The 14,162-nt window shown below is 51.1% G+C and carries 6 protein-coding genes and 1 pseudogene; 1 reads left to right on the plus strand and 6 read right to left on the minus strand.

Going from position 1 to position 14,162, the window contains the following annotated elements:
* Positions 1–49: 49 nt before the first annotated feature.
* The 6 genes and pseudogenes from ABDZ76_RS04280 to ABDZ76_RS04305 form a co-directional block, all read right to left on the minus strand.
* Positions 50–8,635: a GH36-type glycosyl hydrolase domain-containing protein gene (locus ABDZ76_RS04280; protein ID WP_343801780.1), complete on the minus strand. Its 8,586-nt coding sequence runs from the start codon at positions 8,633–8,635 to the stop codon at positions 50–52.
* Between the two features lie 390 nt (positions 8,636–9,025).
* Positions 9,026–10,062: pseudogene (locus ABDZ76_RS04285) on the minus strand (sulfate/molybdate ABC transporter ATP-binding protein).
* Between the two features lie 13 nt (positions 10,063–10,075).
* Positions 10,076–10,954, minus strand: a complete 879-nt coding sequence (gene cysW, locus ABDZ76_RS04290; RefSeq protein ID WP_343801783.1) for a sulfate ABC transporter permease subunit CysW — start codon at positions 10,952–10,954, stop codon at positions 10,076–10,078.
* Positions 10,938–11,801: a sulfate ABC transporter permease subunit CysT gene (gene cysT / locus ABDZ76_RS04295; protein ID WP_343801786.1), complete on the minus strand. Its 864-nt coding sequence runs from the start codon at positions 11,799–11,801 to the stop codon at positions 10,938–10,940. The genes cysW and cysT overlap by 17 nt, the downstream gene beginning before the upstream one ends.
* Before the next feature lie 52 nt (positions 11,802–11,853).
* Entirely contained in the window at positions 11,854–12,828 is a 975-nt protein-coding gene (locus tag ABDZ76_RS04300; protein ID WP_343803061.1) for a sulfate ABC transporter substrate-binding protein, read from the minus strand.
* Between the two features lie 284 nt (positions 12,829–13,112).
* Positions 13,113–13,508, minus strand: coding sequence for a hypothetical protein (locus ABDZ76_RS04305; protein WP_343801789.1), 396 nt, complete (start codon positions 13,506–13,508; stop codon positions 13,113–13,115).
* A gap of 244 nt (positions 13,509–13,752) precedes the next feature.
* On the opposite strand from ABDZ76_RS04305, the gene ABDZ76_RS04310 reads away from it, so the two are divergent.
* Positions 13,753–14,142: an MliC family protein gene (locus tag ABDZ76_RS04310; RefSeq protein ID WP_343801792.1), complete on the plus strand. Its 390-nt coding sequence runs from the start codon at positions 13,753–13,755 to the stop codon at positions 14,140–14,142.
* Positions 14,143–14,162 lie beyond the last annotated feature (20 nt).

The raw sequence follows: 14,162 nt of genomic DNA on the forward strand, positions 1-14,162 counted from the left end.
CAATAAAAAAGGCGGGGTATCACCCGCCTTTTTGATCATTTCAGTTTAACTAGACAAGCTCAAGCAAAATTTCATGTGCGCCATCTTCGGCAATCGTGATGCTTGATGCCGTTTTCGGCAGTTTTTTGCCATCCACTGTCACTGTCTGTGCCTTAGCACCACGCTTGACCACCACATGATAGTGGGCTTTGCCAAAATGCAGATCGGCTTCAAAACCGTCCCATTCCGGCGGCAGGCACGGCTCGATAAAGAGCTGATCGCCACGGCGTTTGATGCCCAGAATACCTTCCGTTGCAACACGGAAGAACCAACCGGCAGACCCTGTATACCATGTCCAGCCGCCTTGGCCGCGTCGTGGCTCGACCGAATAAATATCGGCGGCAATCACATAAGGCTCTACCCGATAGGTCTCAGGCTCTGCCCCGTGATTAACCGGATTGATCATCGAGAACAGCTCATACGCTTCGCGTGCTTTGCCCATTTTGGCAAGTGCCAGAATGGCCCATGTAGCGCCATGCGTATATTGACCGCCATTTTCACGCACCCCCGGCGGATAGCCTTTAATATAGCCCGGCTGCTGCTCGGTCTTGTTAAATGGCGGTGTGAAGAGGCGCAACAAGCCACCTTCACGATCCAAAAGATGGCTCTGCAGCGATTGCATTGCCTGTTCTGCATGTTCCTCAGAGGCAGTACCTGACAACACGCCCCATGATTGTGCAATGGCATCGATCGAGCATTCGTCGCTGTCTTTAGAGCCAAGCAAAGCGCCATTGTCATAGAAGCCGCGGCGATACCATGCACCATCCCAGCCATCACGCTCCAAAGCAGCGCTCAAGCTTTCCAAATGCGCGTCCCACGCTTTGACACGTTTTTTGTCATTGCGCCTTACGGCAATCGGCAACATTTGTTTAAGCGTATAGCTTAAGAACCAGCCAAGCCAGACGCTTTCACCGCGTCCTTCAACGCCGACAAGGTTCATGCCGTCATTCCAGTCGCCGCCCAAAATCAGCGGCAAGCCATGCTGGCCGGTACGTTTGATGGCTAAATCAAGCGCCAAAGCACAATGCTCATAAATGCTGACTGTATGCTCGGTAATTTCCGGCTGGAAGAAAGCATCATGCTGTCCTTCTTCCAGAAGAGCGCCTTTTAAGAAAGGAATTTGTTCGTCAAGCACTGCCGTATCGCCGGTGGTTTCCACATAAAGGGAAGCCGCATAACCAAGCCAGACCACATCATCGGAAATCAATGTGCGGACACCAGCGCCTGTTTCCGGCAACCACCAATGCTGCACATCGCCTTCTTCAAACTGGCGCGATGCCACATTGATAAGTTGCTTGCGCGCCAGACTTGGGTCAAGCAACAAGAGCGACAAGCTGTCCTGCAACTGGTCACGGAAGCCATAAGCGCCACTTGCCTGATAAAAGGCAGCACGCGCCCAGATACGGCAGGCAAGACTTTGATAAGGCAGCCAGCCATTGACCATCACATCAAAAGACTGATCCGGTGTTTTAACCTGAACCGGTTTGAAAAACTCCTGCCATTGTTTGCGCGATGCTTCTAAGGCCTTGCCAAAATCAACAGTTCTGATCTCTTCAAGCAATCTGCTTGCCGATTTCTCATCTTTCTCATCACCGAGATAGAAGATGATCTCTTTTGTTTCATTCGGCTGCAATTCAAAATCAAAGGCAAAGGCCGCGCACGGATCACGCCCCGCTTCGACAACATTGGAAAGCGCCTGCGCTTTAATCACCGTATCCGGCATTTCCACCGAGCCGGTCACGCCGATAAATTCAGAGCGGTCAGAGGTGACAGATTGCGGCTTTTCCGACATTGCGAAAAACGCCACCTGCTCTGATCGGTCGGTATGATAAGGATTGCGCGCCAGCAGAGCATGCAGGTTTTCATGGTAGAATGGCACGATAAACGGTGCATTTTGGGCGCGTTTATTGCCAAGCACCCATTCCGCATAAGCATAGTTGCGCAGACGACGTTTGGTTTTACCTTTATTGGAAACCGTCAGACGAGACAGGCGCACCGGTCTTTGTCGATCGACAATATGGGTGAGTTCCAGATCAACATCGCCGTGGCGCGCCGAGAATGTGCTGAAACCATGGCCATGGCGGGCTTCATAGGTCACGCTTTCATCACGCACCACACCAGCCGTTGGCGCAAAGCTTTTGCCGCTATCCAGATCAACCAGATAAATCGCTTCACCGGTTCGGTTTGTCACCGGATCATTGGCCCAAGGGGTCAGCTGATAATCGCGGCTGTTGCCAGCCCAGGTAAAGCCTGCCCCTTCTGCCGAGACATGGAAGCCGAAATCCGGATTGGCAATCACATTGATCCACGGATGCGGCGTGACGCTATACCCGTTAAGGCGCACAACATAAGCACCCTCACTATCGAAACCGCCATAACCGTTCCAGAAAGACAGATCTTTGCCATCAGGCGCCGGATAGGACTGACGCGGTGCCGGAATTGGTAAGACAGGCGCTTTTTTGCTCTCATCCACCTCTTCTTTTTCGCCATAACCAATAGCCGCCAGTCCGGCAGTTTCGGTGATTTTCTGTGGCTTACCATCGCGTAGAGCGGCCAGATCGCCAGACAATTCATCGCTGCGGCGCAACTGTTCTGCCAGCGAACCATTTTGCGCGTGCATCACAATGCGAGCAGATGCCAGCAAGGTGTTGTAGGTATCGGTACTCATCTGATCACGGCGAACCGAGAAAATATGCGTCCGCATATCATGACTGCGTGCGCGGAAACCTTCCAAAATCCAGTCAATCGCACGCTGGGTATCCTGAGCGTAGGAGAACGCACGCTCATTGACCACCACCACATCGACAATCAAACCTTTGCCGAGCCAATATTCATGCGCTTTCAACAGACCGCGCAGCACGTCAAGATCGGCTTCATTGTCAATTCGAAGTGCAAAAATCGGATAGTCACCGGAAATCGATGCCGGCCACAGATCAGATTGCTTGCCAAGCCCTGCCGCAATGGTTTCCGGCGGCTGGCGCAAAGTGCGGTCAGGATAGGTCAGATAAGACGCAATCTTCTGGCACTCGACCGCTTCTGCCGGTTTCATGCCGATATGATAGAGCTGCACCTGCGAACGTGTCCAGGAGAGCGAATATTCACGCACAAAGCTTTCAGAGAAATTGTGCTGTGCGACAGCTTCTTCCAGCGATGCCCGTGTTTCGGCAGCCAATGTCCAGAAGACAAGGCTGACTTTTTTATGCGCCGGCACACGCACGCGGGTGCGCACCGAGGCAATCGGATCAAGCACACAGCCCTGCGAGCCGGTCAGATGTGCCCCATCGTCAAAAGCCGCCGGATTGCGTAAGCTTCGACCACGACCAATGAAGGCGCGACGGTCGGTTTCTGCTTCTACTTCACGCGCTGCACCCGACATATCGGTGACAAAATGCGCCACATGCATATCCGGATCAGATGGTGCACGTTTGCGGCGATTGGCATAAATTGTGGTGCCGTTACCGGCAATTTCCGTCTCGACAAACATTTTCGCAAAGGCCGGATGCGCCGTATCATTATCTGCTGTGTTCAGCACCAGTTCCGCATAGGATGTCACATCCAGCACACGGTCGCGCGAGCTGGTATTGATAATATCAATGCGGCGGCCTTCACCATCACTTTCAGAGGTGACGATCACTTCCACGACAGTTTTGATATCACCGGCGGTTTTATAAAACTCGGCTTTATCTTCGGTGAAAACCGTCTTGGCAAGTTCATGCGTCGAGCGGGTTGGCTCACCGGTGGCAGACCACCAAGCGCCTGTTTCCACATCTTTCAGGAAGATGAAAGTGCCCTGCATATCTTCCGAGGCATCCGGCTGGAAGCGCGTCACCATCAGATCATTCCAACGGCTATAGCCTGAACCATTGGCAGTCAGCATCAATGAATATTGACTATTGGACATCAGATGGGTTGAACGCGGTGCATGCAATGGCTTTTCAATAATCCGCATCGGCGCATCATCAAAACCACCGGCATCCACACGCATTGGATTTTCCGTCTTGGCATAAACCATCGGAATTTCGCGCGGGGCTTTTTCCTGCAACAGCAATTCAGCCGCTTCAATCACCGGATCACTATGGAAACGCTCGCGCATACGGCCTTCAAAGATCACATTATTGACCGCGATAATCGCCATGCCGTGATGGTGGGCATAATAGTTTTGCACCACAGCATATTCCTGACCTTCACGTACACGCGAAGGTGTGAAGTCCACTGAATCATAAAAACCGTAGCGGCCAAGCGCACCGAGCTTATCCAGACGCTTCAAGTTCTGCACCGCAGCCGCTGGCTGATATTGCGAGGCCAACAGGCTGGCATAAGGCGCAATCACCGCATTACGCGAAAGTCCGCGCTGCAAGCCCAATGTCGGCACGCCAAAGTTTGAATATTGGTAATTCATATGCGCATCGCGCGCATTAAAGGCGGCTTCCGAAATACCCCAAGGCAGCCCGCGCGATGTGGCATAATCAATCTGCCGCTGAACAACCAGCTTATTGGTCTGATCAAGCATTGAGCCGAGCGGTTCTGACATCACCAAAGGCGGCATCAGATATTCAAACATCGAGCCTGACCAGGAAAGCAATGCGCCTTTCCAGCCCACCGGCACCAAAAGACGACCTAAGCGGAACCAATGCTCTACCGGCACATCGCCCTTGGCAATCGCAAAGAGGCTGGCAAGACGTGCTTCGGATGCCAGCAAATCGTAGCAGCTTTCATCCAGCTCGTTTTCCTGCACACGGAAACCGATTGACAGCAAGCGGCGCTCTTTGCGCTCAAGGAAGCCAAACTGCATATCAAAAGCAAGCTGACGCGCACGCGTTGCAAGGCCGCTCAATGTCTGGCGCAAGCTTTCAGTATTATGCTCGCCAATCGCATCATCAGTGTGTGCTTTACAGGTATTGATCAGCACCTGCGACCAATATTTGGCCTCAGCGCTTTGCAGTGTTTCAACTTCCGCATCCAGCTCGGCCATCAGACGATGAATGTCATTGGCAAAAAGCGACAGATTAATAGTGCGGAAAGAAGCGGTTTCCGGCTCTTTTTTAATGGTCTGCACAGCGCGGCGGAAATTGGCAATCCGCTCTTCCAGACGACGGCGTAACGGGCGCAAAATGCGCCTGTCATCAGGAATTTTAGCAATTTCCTGTTCCAGCACATCATTGACATCCAGAAGACCGTTTAAGTCAGCCTGCAAATAAACTGATGGTGCTTCCGCCCATTCTTCGAGAGCTGAAGAAAGTGTCACCAAATGACCGGCAAGATTGCCGCTATCCACCGCCGACACATAAAGCGGCTGCAATGGTTTTAGCGTATCAGTCTCATACCAGTTATAAAGATGGCCGCGATATTTCTCCATCTTTTCCAAAGTGGCGATGGTGGCAGACAGTCGTTTGATCGTCTCATCAAAGCCGATCCAACCAAAATCACGTGCCGCCACAACGGAAAGCACATAAACACCGATATTGGTTGGCGAGGTGCGCTGCGCCACCAAAGGTGCCGGATCTTCCTGAAAATTATCCGGTGGCAGATGGTTGTTGTCATCATTGGCAAATTCATCAAAGAAGCGCCATGTGCGACGGGCAAAGCGGCGCAAATCACCTTTGTCGGAAGAGCGTACTTCGAGCGTATCCTGCGGCTTGGCCGAGCGGCTGACCAGCCATGCAATGAGCGGCGAAGCAAACCAAACCAGCACAAATGGCAGCGCGATCAGCACGGATTTTGTGCCAACAGATAAAGGTGCCAGCAGTGCTGCAACAGCAATCGCCATCGCCGGCCACATCAGCCATGTGTAATAAGACAGCGTATCGGGCGAAGATTTAGCCTGTGCCGCAGTGCGCCATTCTAAAAGATCACGCTTTGATACAAACAAACGATAGAAGGTGCGGGCAATTGCATCGCTCATCAAAAATGCCGAATGGGCGATGAAGGATGTGCGCAAAGCCACATCTGCTGTGCCAAGGCCGATATCGGTCAGAATTGATTGTGCATGACCTTTTAAAGAATAATCCATGCTGACAGGAATAAGATTGGTGACGATGGAAAAAGTCGGCGCAATAAACATCGACAGAAGCAGGAAAAACTGCCAAACGGCAGCAGCGCCCACCGGCAGCACAACCCAACCCAATACCGAGGCTAAAAGCCATAAAATCGGATTGAGCGAGCGGCGTAAATTGTCAACCATCTTCCAACGGGTGATAGCACTCACACCGCTTTTCATTGAGAAAAGATAAGGCAGCAACTGCCAGTCACCACGCGCCCAGCGGTGATGACGCGACACATCGACATTATAGCCGGTCGGGTAATCTTCCACCACCTCCACATCGCTGACCAGCGCTGCGCGGGCATACCCGCCTTCAAGAAGGTCATGGCTGAGAATGGTGTTTTCTTTGATACGATCTTGCATCACCGCTTCAAAAGCGTCGATGTCATAAAGACCCTTACCGGTAAATGTACCCTCACCCAGCAAGTCCTGATAGGTGTCTGAAACTGCAAACACATACGGATCAATACCACGATTGACCGAGAATACGCGTTGCAGGAAAGAAGCATCATCACCCGTTGTCAGCGATGGGGTCACACGCGGTTGCATAATGCCATAACCGCGCACCACACGACGTGTTTCGGGGTCAACCACCGGACAGTTGAGCGGATGGCTCATCTTACCGGCAAGCGTTGTTACCGCTTCCGGTGTCAGGCGCGTATCCGCATCCAATGTCATGACAAAGCGGATGCCGGTCGGCAGTTTTTCATCCGGCGGGAAAAAGCTGGTGTCACGATCACCGCGCAAAAGCAGATTAAGCTCATGCAGCTTGCCGCGCTTGCGCTCCCAGCCCATCCAGCAGCTTTGCTTTTCATTATACAAGCGGCGTCGATGCAGAATGAAGAAACGCGGCGCATCGCTTGCGCCATATTGTGCGTTCAAACGTGCAATTTCTTCGCATGCATAATCGTAAATTTCCATATCCGAAGGCGTTACTTCGTCTTTGGAATCCAGCCAGTCACTCACCAGCGCAAAATAAACCTCACCGCGCGGGTTGGTCAGATAATGCACTTCCAAATTGCGGATCTGCTCATCGACACTGTCGCGTGAATTAATCAGCGTCGGCACGGCAACCAATGTGCGTGCTTCTTCCGGCAGACCGTTTTTATATTCATAACCGATCAGGCGGGTTGGCTGTAAAAACCACGGTACAAGCGAATTGACCAGTGAATAGCTGGCATCCATCGCCGGAAAGAGCGCAAGCGCCACAAACAAAAATTGCAGTTCGCTCGAAAGCCCCAGACGGCTCATGCAATATTCAACCAGCCATAGGATCAGACCAGTGAATATTGCCGTCGGCAGGAACAAGCCCCAAAGGCCAAGGCCACGATAAAAGCGCTCGAACTGAACTGTAAACGGCTTGTTATAGCCGCAAATCTCTTCCAGTTTCTTGCGCCCGTCACCGGCCAGATAATAGGCGATTGCACCGGTGCCTTTGGCAGCACCATGACCGGCAGCCTCTGCCGCTTCACCGTCTTCAGCCAGTTTTAAGGCCGCATGGGTGATTTCCACCTCGCTCATTTTCGAGCGGCGCGACAGTTTTTCAATGGTCACACGATAGGCATTGCGGGAGCGGAAATCCAATTGCTCAAAATCGCAATTGTCGCGTAAAATCGCATCAACAACACTGACCGTCTCAAACCATGACGGCCAGTCAATATCATCAATCGCCTTGAGACTGCGGATGATATTACCCATCGTCACACCGCCGGTGGACTGGCGGGCATGTTCTTCAACGATCGCTTCTTCGCCGTCTTTATCAAAGCGCTTTAATTCGGTTTCCAGCCATGTGGTGGCAGGGCCGGTATCGGTTGGCGCACTGCGCAAACGATAAAGCAGATGTGTGGTAAAGGTACTGTCAGCAACAACCGGCTGGATACGCGCTAATACAGCGTTTAACTCATCACCGTTTTTGGCAATGATAATTTCATCTGCTGCGCGATTGGCCAGATTACGCATATTGCGCGCGCGCTCAACACGCAGCGCCAGACGGCGTGCATTTTCAATCAGCACATAGCGGATGGCAGAAGGAAGCGCCCAAAGCTCCCCGATGCGCAACGGCTTAACTTCTTGAAACCCTTGCACCAAAGCAGTGAGGGTTTTCAGCGAAAAATTACTGTCCGAATGGCCGACATAAAGCCAGGCAAGTGCAAATATACGCGGCATATCCGGCTGAGAGGGATAAACCGGCAATTGCCGCATGAAACGCGGCGGCAAATCGCGGCGGACCTGCTGGCTGTTTTTATCAATCAGATAGTGGTTATCAAGCAGCCATTGAGCGGCTGGCGTGATGGTTTCACCCGCTCGTGATGCCGCATCGGACGAGCGATAGGCATGCAAAATAAATTTGGCATTTTCCGATAATCTTTTATCAAAAGCGAATTGCTCATAGCCGGGCAAAGCAACCGAATCGCCCCGCGCCACTGAGGCTGCGATCTGCTGCAATTCTTCCGGTGTTTTATAGTGATACCGCACCGGTGCGGGCTGTGTAGGCGGCAGGATCATCTGACCGTTGGAAGAAAACATAGAAGACAGCGAAGAAGACAATTTGGGCATATGCCTTGGCAGCCTTTCAGGTAGAAAATCATCAGATGCATATTGAGAAAAGCTTGGGAGGATTTTTCAAAATCAATATGCGGTGGGTCTAAAAGTTTGAAGAGTATTACATATCACAAGCGGTACTATTTCAGCTGCATGACCGAAAATCAGAAGCATCCTTAATCAATACCAGACTCAGATTTGAAACCCCTCTTTAGTGTGAGATAACGAAGTAAAAGACGAATAGTTCCGTGTCTGCGAACAAGATTAGGCCAAATTGCGTCAGAGCTTATTGCTGTGACGTAATTCGGCCAATTCTCAATGCACATTTCGTTCCGGCTTTTAATCTTGTGTTATAAAAAGCCCTTAAAATACAAGTAAGTCCGATAAATCTGCCTGTGGTCGGGCTCAGCTCAGAAACAATGACCAATCGCGTGGGCGAAATCGTAGTTTCGCTCCTTCCAGTTCCGGCTGATCGGCAGGCACTTCAATTTCCACCAGCGCCTTACCATCGTCAATCATCAACTCCACACGGCGTCTGCTGCCAGCACGACGACTGCTTACTATCACGCCGTCAATGCCCTCTTCGTCAGCACTAACCAGCAGCACATCATGCGGGCGGAAATAAAGCAACCCTTGGCGCTCAGGGAAGCCTTCCACCTTCAAGCCGCTTGCAGCATTTTGAATGACAATCTGCCCGTCTTCAACATTCACCCAAAGATGGCTGGACTCGCCGACAAAGCCATAAACGAATGGCGAGTTCGGGCGGTCATAAACTTCGTCCGGTGTGCCGACCTGCTCAATTTTGCCTTGGCTCATCACCACGACGCGGTCGGCCAGTTCCAGTGCTTCATCCTGATCATGGGTAACAAAAACGGTCGTATGGCCGGTTTTTTCATGAATTTCACGCAGCCATTTGCGCAGTTCTTTACGCACCTGCGCATCCAATGCACCAAAGGGTTCATCCAGCAGCAAAAGTTTTGGTTCAATCGCCATGGCACGCGCCAAAGCAACGCGCTGGCGCTGTCCGCCCGAAAGCTGCGACGGATAGCGGTCTTCCAAACCTTTGAGCTGGACAAAATCCAATAATTGCAAGGCGCGACGACGAATTTCACCATTCGTTTCACGCGCATGGCGCGTGCGCACTTTAAGGCCAAAACCGATATTATCAGCAACCGTCATATGCCGGAAAAGCGCATAATGCTGGAACACAAAACCAACATTGCGCTCCTGCACCGTTTTGGCCGAGGCATCTTCATCACCAAAAAAATTGTACCTTCAGACGGTGTTTCAAGCCCCGCAATCAAGCGCAGCAAAGTGGTTTTACCGGAGCCGGAAGGCCCCAACAAAGCAATCAGCTCGCCCGAATGAATATCCAGTGAAACCTCATTCAAGGCCGGAAACTGGCCGAATTGCTTTTTCACATCAACAACGCGCACATCCATCAAATACGACCTCTCAATGCCTGCCGCCATTGCTTGCAAGTTCTGCGCTGTAGCGCATTTCCAATAAGGCTTTCAGTGCCAATGTTAAAAGTGCCAGCAATGTCAGCAGCGATGCCACCGCAAAAGCGCCGACAAAATTATATTCATTATAGAGAATTTCCACATGCAGCGGCATGGTGTTGGTCAGCCCGCGAATATGGCCGGAAACAACAGAAACCGCACCAAACTCACCCATCGCACGCGCATTACACAAGAGCACGCCATAAAGCAGACCCCATTTGATATTGGGCAAAGTCACATACCAAAAGGTCTGCCAGGCGCTTGCTCCAAGCGACAAGGCCGCCTCTTCATCGCCCGTGCCCTGCTCCTGCATCAGCGGGATGAGCTCACGCGCCACAAAAGGAAATGTGACAAACAGAGTTGCCAATACAATCCCCGGCACTGCGAAAAGAATGTCGATATCATAAGATTTAAGCCACGGCCCTAACACGCTTTGGCTGGAAAACAGCAACACAAACACCAAACCGGAAATAACCGGCGACACCGAAAACGGCAGATCGATTAAGGTGGTCAGGAAAGCTTTGCCTTTAAACTCGAATTTGGCGATTGCCCATGCACCCGCCACTCCAAACACCAAATTGACCGGCACAGAAATTGCTGCCACCAGCAAGGTCAGGCGGATGGCTGCCCACGCATCCGGCTCGATAAATGCGTCGAAATATTGCGCCACACCTTTACGGAAAGCTTCGATAAAAACCGTCAATACCGGCAAAATCAGTACCAGGCTTAAAAACAACACGGCAATGGCAATCAGGCTATAGCGTACCCAGCCCTGTTCACTCACCGCATGATCATCAGCAGGCAGAGTGTGCTGATCAGTTTTGATAGCCATATTTCCTCCTGCTCCAGCTTTGCAAAAGATTGATGATAAACAACATCAAAAATGACAGAAACAACATGATAGTGCCGATGGCTGCCGCACCACGATAATCAAACTCTTCCAGTTTGATGACGATCAGCAAGGGTGCGATTTCCGACACATAAGGGGTGTTGCCGGCAATAAAAATCACCGATCCGTATTCCCCAACGCCGCGCGCAAATGCCAATGCAAAACCGGTTAAAATTGCCGGTTGCAACCCCGGCAGCAGCACCCGCCAAATGGTTTGGAAACGGCTGGCACCAAGTGTTGCAGCCGCCTCTTCCACCTCGCGACTGATCTCTTCCATGATCGGCTGAACAGTGCGCACAATAAAAGGCAAGCCGATGAACACCAGCGCAATCACAATACCGGCTTTGGTAAAAGCCACCCGCGTATTGAATTGCATCAGGATACTGCCAATCCAGCCATTAGGCGCATAAACAGCAGTCAGCGCGATCCCTGCAACCGCAGTCGGCAGTGCAAAGGGCAGATCGACAATGGCATCAACCAGCCGCCGCCCCGGAAAACGATAGCGCACCAGCACCCACGCTACCAGCACGCCAAAAACAACATTAATGAGTGCGGCCAAAAAGGCCGTACCAAAGCTTGTTTGCAGCGCATAAAGCGTGCGCTGATCCATTGCGATACGCCAGAACCCAGCCCACCCTAAACCACTGGCATAAAGCACCAGCACAGCCAGCGGAATGAGGATCAGCAGGGTGAGATAAGCAACGCTCAGGCCAAATGTGAGCCTGAAACCAGGCAACACACTCGGTTGACGAAAATTGAAACCGCCCGGTCGCGTGAGCCATGATGACATCAATCACACCTTTTGGTTTTGAGAGCAGTTATGTTCACGAAACCAAACAAGATCATCTGCCCGGCTTGTAAATCTGGTCAAATGTACCGCCATCACCAAAATGATAAGGCTGCGCCTTTTTCCAGCCACCGAAAATCGGATCATCGATGATCAGCAATTTTAAATCAGGCAAGGGTTTCAACTGACCTTCAGGCACCAGTTCCGGCAAGGATGGCCGGTAATAATGCTTGGAGGCAATCGCCTGCCCTTCAGCCGAATAAAGATATTGCAGATAGCTTTCTGCTAATTTGCGTGTGCCCTTGGCATCGACATTCTTGTCGACCACGGCAACGGGCGGCTCGGCCAGAATAGATACTTCCGGCACGACAATATCAAAAGCATTGTCGCCAAATTCTGCCACCGACAAATAGGCTTCATTTTCCCATGCTAGCAGCACATCGCCTAATTGGCGCTGCACAAATGATGTGGTCGCCCCCCGTGCGCCGGTATCCAGCACCGGCACATGACGGAAAAGCTCAGAAAGATAGGCTTTTATTTTCTCTTCATCGCCATCAAATTGCTGATGCGCCCAGCCCCAGGCAGCCAGATAATTCCAGCGTGCGCCACCCGACGTTTTCGGATTTGGCGTGATCACCTCAACACCATCTTTGGTTAGGTCTGCCCAGCTTTTGATATTTTTAGGATTTCCCTTGCGGGTTAAAAACACGATTGTTGACGTATAAGGTGCCGAATTTTTCGGCAGTTTCGTGCGCCAGTCTTCAGAAATTTTTCCGGTGCGCTCAACAATCGCATCAATATCGCTTTGCAAAGCCAGCGTCACCACATCGGCATCAATACCATCAATCACGGAGCGCGCCTGCGCACCTGAGCCACCATGCGATGTGCGGAGTGTTATTGTTTCGCCGGTTTCCGCTTTCCAATGTTTGGCAAAAGCGGCGTTATATTCTTTATAAAGCTCGCGCGTCGGATCATAAGATACATTCAGCAAAACCTGCTGCGCCGACGCTATCCCCGTTGTTGCTGCCATACCAGCACTGACCAGAAAGGCAGATACCAGAAAATCTCTGGCCAACACTCTCACAAAAACCTTGTTCATGCATGCCTCCATCTGGTTAATAATGCTCAGCCTAGCAAAATGTGAGGCAAAGAAAACTTATGAACACCACCTAAAACATCATGATCTAAGAAAATAAAACCTCCAGCCACACGTCAAGGAAAATAGATTTCCCGCACGCCTCCTCAACCTGCCCAATGTAGCAGGCCGTGTCCCCCACAGCTATACTAAAAAATCAACCGCAATTTTAAGCCTGCTTAAAATACGCTCTTACGCCGTGTCACCGCAAAGCCGCACGCATAGCGCACTTCATAATAGGGATCGACAATCAGCGTGACATCGCGGCTCTCGCAACGTCGGTTACTCGAGTTCAAATAAGCCTCGGCCGCATCGCGCACCACAACGGGTGAAACCGGATCAATGCCACTGCCAAGCGCCAGCCCTTTGACAAAACTGCGCGAAGCGGAAGGGTCAATCGACGGGCCGATCAGGATTTTCTTCTGCTCGCGATTTTCAACGATACGATAGCTGCGCCCGTCTTCGGTCTTAAAATCGGTTGCAGGTAATCCGGCATAGTTTTTCTGTGTGTAATCAACACCTGCACAACCATAAAGAATGACTAAAACAATGCTTAAACATGCAAACTTTGACATTTTTTCTCTATATTTCAAAAATGACATCAACCGGATTTATGAAAAATGATCTGGGTTGCAACGCAGCCCATCAAGACCCAAGAAGCATATAAGATCACTTTTTCGTGGGTCCTTTTAAAGCAAGTTCGCGGCATAAAAAAGTCAGCCGCAATATTCATAGCTTTGATTTATTATTTATGTTTGCCTCTTTCCTAATTCACGCCATCAATCTATCTTTAACTACCCGAATATGAACGGAGTTTAGATGATGAAATCATTAGCCTTAATGACAGTAAGTGCCGGTCTTCTCTTGCAGGCAGGTGCAGCACTGGCACAGCCAGCCGGTGGCGACACTATTCAAAAGATTGACTATTATTGTGAGCGGAACATCGTCATTCCCGTCACCTATATCAACACAGCCGCAGGCACATCCTTTGCGGTGATCAATGTTGATGGCAAACAGGTTTCTATGACCCAGGCAACAAGCGGCAGTGGCGCACTTTATGTCGCCATTGATGAGCAGGACAGCTATCGCTGGCACGAAAAAGCCGGTGAAGCCGTGCTTTCATTTCTTGAAGCCGACGACAGCGCTAAAGAGCAGACTTTACTCACGCAATGCCGTGCTGATGATTTGAGCGAAGACGAAAGCAATTAAGCGTCACGCATCTTAATAAA

This window comes from Paenochrobactrum glaciei, assembly GCF_039522165.1.
Lineage (GTDB): Bacteria > Pseudomonadota > Alphaproteobacteria > Rhizobiales > Rhizobiaceae > Paenochrobactrum > Paenochrobactrum glaciei.